This is a genomic window from Gottfriedia luciferensis, assembly GCF_001712755.1.
Taxonomy (GTDB): domain Bacteria; phylum Bacillota; class Bacilli; order Bacillales; family Bacillaceae_G; genus Gottfriedia; species Gottfriedia luciferensis_B.
Genome location: NZ_MDKC01000004.1, coordinates 24,902 through 39,483 on the forward strand (window position 1 = coordinate 24,902; position 14,582 = coordinate 39,483).

Below are 14,582 nucleotides of genomic sequence, written 5' to 3' on the forward strand. Positions count from 1 at the left end.
TTTTTGGGAGAGGACTTTTTTATTTATCTTTGATACCATAATTTCTTTAAAAAATAAAAAGGAAAATATATACATAAAGGAAATATCGTCGGGTTAACTTAAAGGAATAAGGAGTTATAGGGAGATTTTTTATGAATAAAAAGTTAATTCATTCAGTTCATATATATGTATTACTCATCATGTCGACAGGTTTTATGCTGCATGTATTTATCATTCCAAGTTTATTAACATCAGCATATCGAGATTCATGGGTGACAACAGTTACTAGTGTGGTCCCATTTTTGATTTGGACTGCTTTAGTATTCTATTTATATAAAAAGTTTAAAAATGAAGATGTTTTATCTGTCATGTTTAAAGTATTCTATAAACCAATATCTTACTTATTATCGACCATTTTCGTCATTTACTTTTTAATAAATGCCTTTATCACTTTTCGCTTTACTATTATTTGGGCTTACACAAATTATACTCAAGATATTCCTTTGTTTGTTGTCGTTTTTTTAATTTCCATTATTTGTTTTTACGCCGCGTATTCTGGAATACGTTCGATTTGTACAATTGCGTTTTTAATATTACCAATCGTCAGCTTGTTTGGCTTCACTGTAGGAATGGGGAATGTAAAGAATAAAAATTATACTTTATTATTTCCTATATTTGAACATGGGTATCATGATTTTTTTCATGGCTTTATCTATTCATGCTCAGGTTTTTTTGAAATCATTTTTATTTTATTTTTAAACTCTTATTTGAAAGACAAAGTAAAAGCAAAATGGTTAGTCTTAGTTAGCCTAATCTTATTAATGTTAATTTTAGGTCCTCTTACAGGAGCTATAATGGAATTTGGAACGGATGAAGCAGAAAAAATGAGAAATCCAGTTTATGAACAATGGAAGTTACTAACGTTAGGAGAAAATATTACTAGATTAGATTTTTTATCAATTTTTCAGTGGTTGTCTGGAGCCTTTATTCGGATTAGTTTAAATCTATTTCTTGCAAACCATATTATTAATTATAGTGGACGAAAAAAATGGAGTTTACCAGTCCTTTCACTCATTTTACTAGTAGCGGTAATGTTTCCTTGGAATGCAACTTCCTTTAATGATTTTTTACAACACTATTTTTTTCTAATTAATTTATGTTTTTTACTTTCTTTGATGTTCATTTTATTAATTATGTCAAAATTAAAAGGTGATTCAGCATGAAGAGAGAATCAACTAGAACGGATCAACCTGATTTATTAGCGTTTCTTGAATCTTTTAATCATTCATCAGATATAGCTTTTAGAACAAAAAAATTTAATGATGGCGAAAAAATACATGTTGTAGTCATAATGTTTTGTCCAAACTTGATTGATATTCAATATAGTAACAAAATTATTACTGACATTTTTAATGTGATACATAAGGAAGATCAATTCAACTTTGAGCTATTAAGTAATATTGTAGAAGCTAAAAAATTAAGATTAGAAAACAAAATAAAGTCGGAAGTGGAAGAAAATCTTTTTTCAGGCAATCTAGTCATTTTTAATTCCTACTACAATGAGATTTTCTTTATTCCCGTAGCAAATCCACCTAAAAGAGCTCCAGAAGAATCAAATTTGGAAAACTCAATTCGTGGACCAAGAGATGGATTTGTTGAAAATATTTCAGATAATATGGCTTTAATTCGCCAAAGACTTAAAACGTCTACTTTAAAGAGTATTGAATTTGATATCGGTGTACGAAGTAGGACGAAGGTATTGTTAGTTTACATTGAAGATATTATTAATCCAGCAATTCTATCGGAAGTAAAAAAGCGGCTAAGTTCGATTGAAAAAGACGTGGTTGTTAGTAGTTATGAAATAGAGGAGGCGTTATATGATCAGCCATTCTCCATTTTCCCACTTCTTGATAATATAGGTAGACCTGATTTCGTAGTTCAATCATTAAATCAGGGTAGGTTTGCAGTGCTCGTCGATGGGAATCCGACATGTTTAATTGGTCCTACCAATTTAAACCAACTTGTTTATTCGCCTGAAGATATACATTCGAGTTTTTATTTTGTCAATATAGTCCGTTATCTTAGAGTAATTGCGGTTTTAACAACAATATTCTTACCAGGATTCTATATTGCATTGGTGACGTATCATTTGGATCAATTACCATACCCTTTTCTAGCTACCATCGCTATGTCTAGAAATGGATTACCGTTTTCAGCACCCCTTGAAGCTTGTTTAATGCTATCATTTTTTGAATTGTTTAAAGAAGCGGGAATACGTTTACCTAAGGCAGTAGGACAGACTGTAGCGGTATTAGGTGGGTTATTTATTGGTGATGCAGCAATCCGTGCAGGATTAACTTCTCCAGCTATGCTTGTAATGGTAGCACTAACAGTTATTTCTGGTTATACATTAATCAATCAAAATATCGCGGGTAATATAGTATTCCTTCGCTTTTTTATTTTATTTTTATCATCAACATTAGGATTAATCGGCTATTTTACAGGCTTTTTTCTAATTATTACAATGCTGGTTTCATTAGAAAGCATAGGGCAACCATATATCACTCTATTTTCGGTACCAAGTATTTCAGACTTTTTAAGTGTACTGATTAAAATACCACAAGAATATAAGAAAAAGCGAAATCAATCACTCCATCCAGTAGATGTAGACCGTCAGAAGGAGTGATGAATAGAATGAAAAAATTACTAATCTTTCTATTAATGTTCTCACAATTATTCATATTAACAGGATGCTGGGGCGATCGGACGATAATCGATCAAACATTGATTACAGGTTTTGGAATTGATTTTAAAGATAATCAGTATATAGTAACGGTCCAAGCACTTAACTTTTCAAATATTGCAAAGCAAGAAGGAGGAGCACAACAAGTCCCAGCTCCCCCATTAATAGGTCAAGCAAAAGGAAAAACGATTCAGTCAGCATTCAATAAAATAGAGGAACGGTCACCTATCCCGTTATACTATGGTCATGTCAGTAGCATTGTGTTAAGTAAATCAGTCATTGAAGATAAGATGAAAGAAGTCAGTTCGTTTATTTCTGGACGTCCTCTGTTAAGATATACAGTATGGATTTATGGAACAGAAAGAAATATAAAAGATATTTACTTGAGCCATAGTTTTTTTTATTTACCATTTTTATATACTACCGTATATGATCCAGATGAAAGAAGTAGAGGCAGTTTAATCTTACTGAGCTTAAAGTTTCATCAATTTATTTCAAGATATTCTCAGCCAGTCGGAACAGTTTTAATCCCCCTATTAGATATTGATGACCAATCTTTTAAAGAACAAAAAGAGGATAAAGTAGCTTATCTAAATGGTGCTTTTGCCATTGCACAGAAAAAATATAAAGGTCAAGTAACTATAAAAGATTTAAATTCACTTAATTTTATGAAGCAAGAAAATTATAGTACGCCACTTTTGCTTGAGAAAGACAAAGTTAATTTAGAGGTAAGAAGCTCAAAAGGTTCAGTTAAAGTTATAAAGGGTGGTAAGAAGCCTAAATATATTATCAACATAAAAACAGAGGTAACAGTAGCTCAAAATGAGAATCATTTAAATAATAAAGAGATTTCATCTAAAGCGGGTAAAAAAATAAAAAAAGAAATTTTAAAAACGATAAAAATAGGAGAAGAGCTCCATGCAGATCTTCTTAATATTTCAGAAAAGCCGTACCGTTTTGATCGACATGATTGGACTATTAAAGCAATGAATGAAGTAAAAGTGGATTCAATAAAAGATATTAAAGTACATGTGCGTATATTAGGAAGTAAAGCCTATAAAAGATGAACAGAGTATAAAAAAGTAGGTCGATTTTTATCGTTAAACCTTCTTTTTTATACTCATTTTTATACAAAAATGAATTATGATAGAAAGGAACTGAATAAAAGGAGAAGGGCTATGAATGAAAGAGTAAAAGATAATTGGTTTCCAGGTCGTTGGTTAGGTGGATTCTCCCTAATAGTAGGTCCAATTTTTATGCTTATAGGTGTTATTCTAAGAAGTAAGTTTCATTTCTTCTTCCCTGACCAGCTAGAAGCATATAAAGCTCATCCAACTTTATTATTTTTTTCTTATAGTTTTTTTATTGCTGGGAACGTTTTATTGTGGCCAGCAGTTATCTCACTTTGTAAATTAATTAGTATAAAGAAGCCAAATTGGGCATTATGGGGAGGGAGTTTTGCGGTATTTGGACTTTTTGCTCGTACTTTTCATGCTGGGGTTGATCACTTAGCTTTTCAAATGGTGCGAATTTTAGGTGTGGACACTGCAACAAAAGTTATGGCGCAAACTTATGGAGCATTTCATATATTCCATAGTTTTTCTCCTCTGATCATGTTTGGCTGGATTATTTTAGCAATTGGCTCATATCGCGCTAAAGTATTAGGGTTAATTCGTTCCGTAATGTTAGGACTTATGAGTTCATTACCATTGGGTGTACTTAAAGGTACAACATCATTCTCGATTTTAGCTACATTGGCACTTTGTATTGCACTTGTACCACTAGGTATAAGAGTTTTAAAAGATGGTCCGAGACCCGGTTTTAAGAAAATAATTGGGTCAGTTATATTAATAAGTATTTTGTTAGTTGGTTTATTTGTAATTGGAGAGTTAGGTTAATTAGAACTAGATATTAAGGTCTCAGAAAAGGGGTGAAGAGAGTGATTCTTGTAATTGGTGGGGCTCGTAGTGGAAAGAGTTCCTATGCAGAAAGACGAATAAAAGAGTTGCAAACAAACGCAAATGATGTCGTTTATATTGCGACTGCCATACCATTTGACGGAGATATGAATGAAAGAATTTTAAGACATCAAGAAGATCGTCCAAATGAATGGCATACTGTTGAGCGATATAAACAATTTAATCAATTAAAAATGAATGAAGCATTTTTACAATCTAAGTATGTCATATTAGATTGCATGACAGTTATGATTACAAATTTAATGTTTGATCATTATACTGATATTGATTATGAAACAATTAATAATGAGCAAATAAATAAACTAGAAATAGATATAGAAAATGAAGTGCACCAGTTGGTAAACGTTTGTGATCAGCAAGGTAAGACATTGATAGTTGTATCCAATGAGGTAGGTTATGGACTTGTTCCATCTTATCGATTAGGAAGGATTTTTAGAGATATTGCTGGGCGTATCAATCAAAAAATTGCGTCAAGAGCAGAAGAAGTTATACTCGTTACAGCTGGTATACCATTAAGAATAAAGTAGGAGTACCAATATGAATCGGTTTAAAATGATCCTCAGTTTTTTTTCAACGATCCCTGTTAAAAATTATGTATTTATCGAAACCGAACTAGGAAAAGGAATTAGATTGTTCCCATTAGTAGGTGTGTTATTTGGTTTAATACTTGTTAGTTTGAATAGTGGAATTTCACTGATATTGGACAAAGAAGCCAATGCATTTCTTATTCTATTAGTTTATTTATTCTTAACGGGAGGATTACATTTTGATGGAGTAGCTGACACTTCAGATGGAATTTTTAGTTATCGTCCAAAAGAAAGAATACTAGAAATTATGAAAGATAGTCGCATTGGCGCATTTGGGGTAATTTCCTTAATTGTTTTATTTTTAGGAGATTGGTTATTTTTATCAAAAAGTACTACATTTGTTATTTTTTTATTTCCGATTATTGGAAGATGCATTGCTTTATTTACATGCAGAATCAGTACTTATGCTAGAAATGAAGGATTTGGAAGCCAATTTATAATCGAAGCCAAAAAATCTAATTCATTATTTGTTCTAATTGTCTATCTATTACTTATTTGTGTAGGCAGTATTTTAATCAATGAAATAGCCATTATTTTTGCTGTATGTGTCACGTTTATTTTTATTACTTTTGTAACGAAAAGAATCAATCAGAAACTAGATGGCATTACAGGGGATGTAATTGGATTTACAATTGAAGTTTCTCAATTATGCTTTTTAATTTTTGCGGTTATAGGTGAGAGATTAGTATGAGAATATTTTTAATTAGACATACAGAAAGCATTGGAAATAGAAAAAAGGTTTATGCAGGTTTGACTGATTTTGATTTAACAGAAAAAGGTTTAAGTCAAATAGATAGTGTGATAACCCAGTTTATGAAAATGATTGAGCCTACTTCACGCTATACTTTGTATTCTAGTCCACTTCGTAGATGCACTTTATTAAGTGATGCGATTGAAGGTTTAATAGGAGAATCGAAAATAGTTGATTATCGGTTACAAGAGACAAATTTTGGGCAATTTGAAGGGAAAACATATTCTGATCTTTTAAATGAAGTGCCTGAAGTTTTAGAAAAGTGGAATGAAGATTTGATTCATTTTCAAATTCCGAACGGGGAAAGCTTAAAGCAGTGTGCAGAAAGAGTTAATAAATTTAGTCATGACATTAGATCAAAAAACGAAGATGTAATAGTTGTATCACATGGAGGAATTATGAAGCTACTACTCTTAAATTTACTTCATTTAGATTTAAGTCATTTCTGGAAATTTTATACGAGTAATGGATGTATTATTGAAATTGAGTATAATGATGGTTTTGGATTTTTAAAAAATATCATTCAACTAAATTAAGAGGATGGAGAAACTTGAACACAAAAAGAATTGTTTTACTTTCATTATTTATCGCATTAAGTGCAGTACTATCTAATATAAAAATAGCCTATTCTATTGCATTTGATTCATTGCCGGCTTTTCTAGCTGCTATGATGATTTCACCAATAGCAGGCGGGATTGTAGGGGCACTAGGTCATCTTCTAACAGCAATTACGTCTGGATTTCCATTTACAGTACCAGTGCATCTATTTATCGCAATACAAATGCTTGTGATTGTTTGGATTTTTGGCGTATTATTTAAAAAAATGAATCAATACATCGCAATGGTCGTAGCAATTATTTTAAATGGTCCGGTGGCAACATTATTAAGTGGTCTATTAATTGCTTATTTGAATCACTCGTTTACGGCAAAGACGATTAGTAGTTTTTTTATCTTAATGGTTGTGCCATTGACTTTAGCTTCAGCGGCAAACATTGTTTTAGCATTTATACTTCAAAAGGTGATGAAACGTGCAAATTTCAAAATATAGAGATTTAACTTTAATGCATATAGATGGGAATCGTTATTTTACTATTGCTTGTGATAGCTGCGGTGGAATAGGGATGAGTGAGCTTGATTTCATAAAAGTTGATGAGGAAATTGTAGGGTATTTAACGGCAAAATTATGTTTAGTTGAAACATTAGCATTTCGATCTAAGCCTACTGTTTTAATTAATACTTTATGTGTAGAAATGAACGGAAGAGGTAAGCGAATAATAAACGGGATTGAAAAAGCGATTAAAGAATATAATGAAGCTAATTTTTATGAAGACAACTTAGAAATAAATATTACTGGAAGTACAGAAGAAAATATTCCAACAAAACAAACAGGTTTAGGTATTACTTTAATGGGAGAAATTTATAATCCGTTTAATAAAAAAGAAATTAATTCTGGTGATGTTGTAATCTTAATCGGTTATCCGAAGGTAGGACAAGAAGTATTAGAGGATATAAACGACAATAAAAATGAAATTATCAACTTTAATTCAATAAAGCAATTAGTTTGCAATGAAGGTGTTACTGATCTATTACCAATTGGTTCAAAGGGTGTTCAGTATGAATTGAATCTATTGATTGAAACGAATAATATCGATATAAAATTATTGAATCAATCTAGTATACCAATGCATAAATCGGCAGGTCCAGCGACATGTGCTTTAGCAATTATTAAAAAGGATGCGATTGACGGATTAAAAAGGCAAATCTCACAGCCAATCACTTTACTAGGTGAGATTATTTAATTGTTTGAAATAAAATGATTGGAGAATTAAAATGGCAGATGCTTTGAAAAATGTATATAACCACGATTTAATTTCAAAAATCGAAAACGAAATCCATATCGTTTATACAGATTTTAATCGTGAAATTTTTATAGATAAAGTATTCAATGAAAACTGGGACGAAAAAACATTAAAGGAAAGAATGAGACATATTACGATTTGTTTGGGGGAGACACTTCCAAACAAATTTGAAAAATCTATAGAGATTTTAAGTAGTATATTAGATAAATTTCCAAAGGGCCAATTAAGTAGTATTATTTTTCCTGATTATGTTGAAGTGTACGGGTTAGATCATTGGGAAAAATCAATAGAAGCCCTAGAAATATTTACACAGCACTCAACAGCAGAATTTGCTGTTAGACCGTTCATTGTACAAGACCAAGAACGAATGATGACGCAAATGATAAAATGGTCTACTCATCCAAACGAACATGTAAGAAGACTTGCAAGTGAAGGATGTCGTCCAAAGTTACCATGGGGGATGGTTCTAAAAAGTCTAAAAAACGACCCAACTCCAATTCTTCCTATACTAGAAAATTTAAAAGAAGACGAGTCATTATATGTACGCAAAAGTGTAGCGAATAATTTAAACGATATTTCAAAAGATCACCCAACTTTAGTATTAAAGATTGCGAAAGAATGGTACGGTAAAAATCCTCATACCAATTGGATTATAAAGCACGCATGTAGAACGCTATTAAAAAAAGGTAATATAGAGGCTTTAACGATTTTTGGATTTGAAACGACAAAAGCAATTCATATAGATCAATTCCAATTACAATCAGACAAAATTGAAATTGGAGGAGACTTAAACTTTTCATTTACCATTCATAGTAACGAACCGACTACCACAAAACTTAGAATCGAATTCGCAATTGATTACGTAAAGTCAAAAGGTAACCGTACAAGAAAAATCTTTAAAATATCCGAAAACACAATAGAAAATGACAAAACATTATCATATAACAAAACACACTCATTCAAAAACTTATCAACAAGAAAGCACTACCCAGGTCAGCATAGTATCACACTACTAATCAATGGAATTGAAAGTGGAACTTATGATTTTACGGTAAACTAAAAAAGAGATTCCAAGTTTTGGAATCTCCCTATTTTTTAATTGCATCTTTTCTGCCATTTACCCCTGTCTCTTGTGCATCATCACATCTTCAGTTAATGGAGTAAAGCCAAGTTTTTCTTGTAATACACTTTTAGGAATTTGTGATTTAGTAATTGTAACTGCTTTAACTTTTCGATTGATGTTTTCATTATGGATGATCGATATTATATCATAAAAATAAGGTATAGCTGCATCAGTATAAGCAACAGCTAATATTTCTGAATACCCAGTATCTGGTCGTATTGTCATACCAAAATAGGCAATGACTTGATTTTCTAGCTTACATTCAACTGCATAGTCGAATTCAATTGAGCTATAATACTCATTCATCATGGTAACTTGTTCGTTTGTAAGAATTTGTTGCTTCATTTTTAAATCTTTCCAAACATTAAATTGAAATTGATCTTTTATCTCATAAGAAAATCCCGGAATACTTTGGATTGTTTTTATAAGAAGTGGATAATGAGCACCAACTATTTGTGTACGATTGGTAATGTTGAAGCCTTTTGATAAGAAATAATCTATTTGTTTTGACCACTGTACTCTAAATCGCTGTGCAAATAATTTTCCACCGTATTCTTCACTAACAGCAAATTGAAAAACTCTTTCAAACAATTCATCCCGCACAGTATCCTCATACTCAGGTAATACCCATGGATAACCTAATGAAACAAACTCTCCTTTACCAGAGAAACTCATATAACCGACAAGCTGATTCCCGTCAAAAGCAAAGCATCTAGATTTTTCATTAAACTCAGATTGTTGTTCAAATAATTTTGGAGATAAAGTTGGTTTCCAAGCATATGGTAGAGATTCGGTCATCTTATTCCAAAAATCATACTGCAAATCAAGATCTGTTGGACTCTCATAAAAACGATAATCTATAGTCATATCAATATCCTTTCCTAAATCGTACTAATTTTATAGTATCAAATTAATTTGGATTTGAATCTTCAAGAATAGCCAATTTTACTAAAAAACAACAGTAACTTCTAATAGGGTTAATTTAATAAATATCACATTAATTAAAGTATGATTTTATAGTCATTCTGTTGCCTATAAAAAAGCATTGAATATAATCAATGCTCTTCACGCTGTTGAAATAAACTTCAAATAATTATCAAATTTTACGTAAAAGGAGTAGAGTGATGTTGATTTCCATTACAGGATGCTCGCTTTCCATGGGGCGAGATTCTTTAGCCTCCTCGGCAAGCCTGTGGGGTCTTTAGCCTTCCCGCATATCCCATAGGAGTCGAGCATCCCTCCATTCCAATCAACTTATTCATCAAAAAAAGTTTACGATAAAAACCTAATTTAATATCTTTTACTTAGTGTAACTTAACAGGATATAAATCAGTTTGTATGAGAATTGAGAAAATGAGAAAATCAATTTATAAACTAATCAATGAAACCTATATATCTAAAATTTGTTCTTAATATTTTTAATTCCAAGTTTGTTTCTTTTTTTTATAACTGAAGAATGTTAAGTTTTTATTTATAATTACATATTTATAATCCTTAAGGTAACGCTATGAAAATGACCTAAATTAGGAGGCGTATTATGCGTGCGGTTACTTATCAAGGGCATTATAATGTTAAAACGATAAAAGTAGATGATTCAAAAATTCAACATAAAGATGATGTTATTATTAAAATTACTTCAACAGCAATTTGTGGTTCTGATTTACATTGCTACAAAAGCTGTTAAAAAATGTGGAACTGTTCAAATCACAGGTGTTTACGGTGGGAACTATAATGCGTTTCCTTTAGGTGCATTTTTTAGTAGAAATATAAATATAAAAATGGGGCAAGCTCCAGCAAGACATTATATGCCATACTTGTATGATCAAATTACAAGTGGAAATATTGATCCGACGAAAATTATTACTCATAAATTATCTTTAGATGAAGCAAATCATGCTTATCATATTTTTAATAATAAAGAAGATAATTGTACTAAAGTGGTTTTGAAGCCATAAATAAAGGAGTTCAATATTTTGAACTCCTTTAAATTTATTCTAGAGAGATATTTTATTTTGCTTATAATCTAATTGTTTTGGATGTGCCATTTTATAGGCCATCACGCCAAATAATACTCCCGCCAATCCTCTGAATATCGTTGAAATAATCATCGCAATATTCATACTGAATGACTCAAGTAAAAAAACACCAAATTGTGGAGCGATGAAGGCAACGATTGAAAGTAGGAAATTATAATTAGCAATATAAGAAGTTCGATGTTCTTCTTCAGTAGCTTCTAGTAAGCTATTAAATAATATTAATACGGTACCAGATACAAAAAATCCTGATGTAAAGTTTACGATAAATAAGTATACATAATTTGTTGATAAAATATTTAAAATAGGTGCAGATGCCATTCCGATTGAAATCCAAATTAATAATTGAGTATTACTATAACGATTTGCCATCTTTGCCCACCAACGAAAGCTAACGATTTGTGAAAGTTGGTTGCTTACAGTAAATAAACTAATCCAAAAAGCAGTTGCATGAGCAAATCTTATTTGATAAATCGAAAATAAAGACCATGCCATTTGCCACGCGAAGTTAAAAAATAGAGCACAAATTAAAAATGTTATATAGGGTTTATACTGAAAGAGATGTTTTGAAAAAGGAGAATAATGATTTGAAATTTCAATTTTTTGCTTCTCCTCTTTATGTTTCAATATATAAAAGAACTCGATCATTCCGAATATAAATGCAAATAAAAAAAGTAATTGATATGGAAGGGCACTTTTTGGGCTAATGGATTTCATACATATTCCTGCTACAAGCGTTACAATCATACCCGTAAAGGTTAGTATTCTATTTCGATTACCAAAAAATGTGTTCCGACGATCAGCTGGAATTAAATCACCGATAAATGCTTGCCAGCTTAAATTTAGAAATGTGCCAGGGAAATTCATTAATGCAATTAAAATAACAAAAAACCATGCGATATGCTCTGATTTAATAAATGGAAGAAAAACCATTATTAATAGAAAAAAACGCGTAAAGAAAATGGAGTAGGCAGTGAATTTTCTTTTTTCTTCTAATTTATTAACCATAAAAGCAGCTGGGAGCATTGCGGCCATTCCGACAATTGAAGGTAAGGAAGAAATTAAACCAACTTGATAATTGGTAGCACCTAAAATTGCAATAGCAAACAATATAAAATAGTTATTTGATAAACTTATTGCGATTGTAGATGCGGCTCCATTTTTAATGCTTTGGGTTTCATTGTGTAGCACATCTTGTTTACTGTAAATCAACTGACGTTCCTTCTTCCTTTTTTTTAATTTCATAATTTAGATAAAAAAATCTATTTTAAATTTTTAAATAATTCATTAGAACAATAGCATATTTATTCATTAAATTCTATGTTTTAGAACTAAGTTTAAATGTAAAATAATGGCTTTATTTTGAATAGGAATTTCCATAAATTAGCTATTTATTTCAGAGTTTAAAAATTGCAATTTATAATTATTTTTAATAAACTAGAATAATCTGTCTGATGTAATAAGAATCATATTTTAAACATATTAAATATTGGAAAGAACATTTTTTAATAGTTAAGCCATACTAATATTAGAATTGACGTAAAAATAATTTAATTATTTCATCGTCAATTTTTTATTGCACTTTAAGAAATATAACCCGGCGTAGTAGCCAATTCACTACGTCTCTAGACTTCGCCTAAAAAGGCTGGTCAATCGAAGTTTTCTTTATTTTACATAATTAAGAATATACGGCAAGGAGAAGAGACATATGTTTTCACCAGTTTACAAAGTAAATGATGATGGAGAAATTTACTTAAGTACAAAAGGCTTTTCAGTAACCTACGACCAATTTAAAGAGGATGAACAAGGAAACGCATATGTAATCGTAAAAAGCGATGAAGAACCTCTAATTAGAGTAAAACTACTTCTACATAATATTGGTAATGCAAAAACACCAGAATTAGAAGTAAAAAACAAATCTGGATTAGGTCAGGTGGAAATAAGATTACTTCGAGTAAAAATTAAAAAATTCAAAAATGGATGGGGAGCAAAAATTGCTTTATCTAATGGAGAAGTGACGATTAAAGGTGATATACCTAAACACGTCAAGATCCAAGTAGTAAGAAAAGTTAAATTAGCGTAATTTTTTATTTAATAATAACTAATGATTTAGAGTTCCACTATTATTTTTGTACTTATTATGTTTATACGTTTATTATTTAAAAAAACTGATTTATCAACTAGTAGCGGGTTATTTAAATTAAAGTATAATCTTCCCTCTATCAGTCAAAAAATTGAAATTATTAATAAAACAATGATTTTATGCTAAAAGCCTGAGTTCTATATAAGAACTTGGGTTTTCTTTTAATCATCTTAAATAGTTATATTGTAAAATAAACTTTCATTTTAGAAAAAAGTATAATCAACTTAAAATATTCAGAATGTAGTAAATAAAAAAGGATTTTATGAAGCTTCAAAGAATATGTAAAGATTAAAATATAAAAATAATATTTTCTAATAGACTTCCTTTATGATAATTTTTTAAAAAAATAAGTAGTAAGATTAAATCCCAAATTGAATAAAAATGAATAGTTAATGTATATAACTAAACTGTTATTTAAGGATGTGAAAGAAATTAATATTGAAAATATAGAAGCGTTCATCCATGTAATTCACTATGGTAGCTTTAACAAAGCTGCAGAATCACTTTTTCTATCACAACCAACTGTTACAGCTAGAATCCAATCTTTAGAAAGAGAATTAAATTGCCAGCTTTTTCACCGTTCCGGTAAACAAGTTAATATAACAGAAGAGGGGAAGCGCTTCTTACCGTATGCTCAACAATTAGTTCATATTTACGAAAAAGGGAAGATGCACGTTAATCAAAAAAAATCACACAATAATGAATTGAAAATTGGCTGCACTGTTTCGGTTTCAAACTATGTTATTTCAGAAATTTTGCCAAAACTTTCGGTAAGTAATGAAGATTTACATTATAAAGTTATTACGGGTAAGAGTGATGAATTAATTAGTAAAGTGTTAAATAATGAAATTGATATAGGTTTTGTTCGGAAAACTAGTCACCCTAGCTTACAATCAATTAAATTATTTGAAGATCCAATTACGCTTTATGTTTATAAAGACCATCCGTTTATTTCAAAAAAATCGATCACAATTCAAGATATCGCTCAGGAAAATCTTATTTTTTTTGAATGCGGTTCATTAGATTGGCTTAGAATTCATCGTTTATTTGAAAATCTAGAGGCTCCTCCAAATATTAGGATTCATACTGATAGTTCGGAGATGGCAAAAAAACTTATTATAGAACAATTTGGAATTGCTTTCTTGCCTAGTATCAGTGTGAAAAAAGAAGCTAAAGAAGGAATACTATTTCCAATACATATTGAAGAAACAAAGGGAATTTTTCTTCAAACAAATATTTTCTGTAATCGTGGAGAGTATACAGATTTAATGAATGAAATAGTTGAATTAAGCAAAGAGTTGGTGAAATAGCCAACTCTTTTTTCTTTTTTAACAAGCTAAAAATATAACCAAATATAAGAATTTGGGGGCATCCTCAATTGACAA

At 30.5% G+C, this 14,582-nt stretch carries 15 protein-coding genes and 1 pseudogene; 14 read left to right on the plus strand and 2 right to left on the minus strand.

Going from position 1 to position 14,582, the window contains the following annotated elements; all coding sequences use genetic code 11:
- The first annotated feature begins 131 nt into the window (after positions 1–131).
- The 10 genes from BED47_RS05665 (at position 132) to BED47_RS05710 (ending at position 8,958) form a co-directional block, all read left to right on the plus strand.
- Positions 132–1,202, plus strand: coding sequence for a GerAB/ArcD/ProY family transporter (locus BED47_RS05665; RefSeq protein ID WP_025568880.1), 1,071 nt, complete (start codon positions 132–134; stop codon positions 1,200–1,202).
- Positions 1,199–2,665: a spore germination protein gene (locus tag BED47_RS05670; protein ID WP_069032809.1), complete on the plus strand. Its 1,467-nt coding sequence runs from the start codon at positions 1,199–1,201 to the stop codon at positions 2,663–2,665. Before BED47_RS05665 ends, BED47_RS05670 begins: the two co-directional genes overlap by 4 nt.
- An 8-nt stretch (positions 2,666–2,673) precedes the next feature.
- Entirely contained in the window at positions 2,674–3,789 is a 1,116-nt protein-coding gene (locus tag BED47_RS05675; protein WP_025568883.1) for a Ger(x)C family spore germination protein, read from the plus strand.
- A gap of 111 nt (positions 3,790–3,900) precedes the next feature.
- A complete protein-coding gene (locus BED47_RS05680) occupies positions 3,901–4,620 on the plus strand; it encodes a hypothetical protein (RefSeq protein ID WP_049813545.1) in 720 nt (239 codons plus the stop codon).
- Between the two features lie 41 nt (positions 4,621–4,661).
- Positions 4,662–5,228 (plus strand): bifunctional adenosylcobinamide kinase/adenosylcobinamide-phosphate guanylyltransferase, encoded by a 567-nt coding sequence (gene cobU / locus BED47_RS05685; protein WP_217492991.1) that lies wholly within the window; start codon positions 4,662–4,664, stop codon positions 5,226–5,228.
- Between the two features lie 10 nt (positions 5,229–5,238).
- Positions 5,239–5,979 (plus strand): adenosylcobinamide-GDP ribazoletransferase, encoded by a 741-nt coding sequence (cobS, locus tag BED47_RS05690; protein WP_025568886.1) that lies wholly within the window; start codon positions 5,239–5,241, stop codon positions 5,977–5,979.
- A complete protein-coding gene (locus BED47_RS05695; protein WP_069032810.1) occupies positions 5,976–6,575 on the plus strand; it encodes a histidine phosphatase family protein in 600 nt (199 codons plus the stop codon). The genes cobS and BED47_RS05695 overlap by 4 nt, the downstream gene beginning before the upstream one ends.
- A 14-nt stretch (positions 6,576–6,589) precedes the next feature.
- Complete coding sequence (locus tag BED47_RS05700; protein ID WP_069032811.1) at positions 6,590–7,087, plus strand: ECF transporter S component; 498 nt, start codon at positions 6,590–6,592, stop codon at positions 7,085–7,087.
- Complete coding sequence (locus tag BED47_RS05705) at positions 7,068–7,838, plus strand: hypothetical protein (RefSeq protein WP_069032812.1); 771 nt, start codon at positions 7,068–7,070, stop codon at positions 7,836–7,838. Before BED47_RS05700 ends, BED47_RS05705 begins: the two co-directional genes overlap by 20 nt.
- 31 nt (positions 7,839–7,869) lie before the next feature.
- Positions 7,870–8,958, plus strand: coding sequence for a DNA alkylation repair protein (locus tag BED47_RS05710; RefSeq protein WP_069032813.1), 1,089 nt, complete (start codon positions 7,870–7,872; stop codon positions 8,956–8,958).
- Positions 8,959–9,015: 57 nt separating this feature from the next.
- Here BED47_RS05710 and BED47_RS05715 read toward each other — a convergent pair whose 3' ends face one another.
- Positions 9,016–9,888: a hypothetical protein gene (locus BED47_RS05715; protein ID WP_069032814.1), complete on the minus strand. Its 873-nt coding sequence runs from the start codon at positions 9,886–9,888 to the stop codon at positions 9,016–9,018.
- 670 nt (positions 9,889–10,558) lie between these two features.
- Between BED47_RS05715 and BED47_RS23400 the strand changes: the two genes are divergently transcribed.
- Together BED47_RS23400 and BED47_RS05720 are read left to right on the plus strand one after the other, a co-directional pair.
- Entirely contained in the window at positions 10,559–10,705 is a 147-nt protein-coding gene (locus BED47_RS23400; RefSeq protein ID WP_139116343.1) for an alcohol dehydrogenase catalytic domain-containing protein, read from the plus strand.
- Positions 10,680–10,976 (plus strand): annotated as a pseudogene (locus tag BED47_RS05720) (glutathione-dependent formaldehyde dehydrogenase); the annotation flags it as partial. The gene BED47_RS23400 and the pseudogene BED47_RS05720, both read left to right, overlap by 26 nt.
- Positions 10,977–11,015: 39 nt before the next feature.
- On the opposite strand, the gene BED47_RS05725 reads toward BED47_RS05720, so the two are convergent.
- Positions 11,016–12,266: an MFS transporter gene (locus tag BED47_RS05725; protein WP_175403456.1), complete on the minus strand. Its 1,251-nt coding sequence runs from the start codon at positions 12,264–12,266 to the stop codon at positions 11,016–11,018.
- A 496-nt stretch (positions 12,267–12,762) separates the two neighbouring features.
- On the opposite strand from BED47_RS05725, the gene BED47_RS05730 reads away from it, so the two are divergent.
- Positions 12,763–13,137, plus strand: coding sequence for a hypothetical protein (locus tag BED47_RS05730; RefSeq protein ID WP_069032817.1), 375 nt, complete (start codon positions 12,763–12,765; stop codon positions 13,135–13,137).
- 491 nt (positions 13,138–13,628) lie between these two features.
- On the plus strand, positions 13,629–14,507 hold the full coding sequence (locus BED47_RS05735; protein ID WP_069032925.1) for a LysR family transcriptional regulator: 879 nt from the start codon (positions 13,629–13,631) through the stop codon (positions 14,505–14,507).
- Positions 14,508–14,582: the final 75 nt, after the last annotated feature.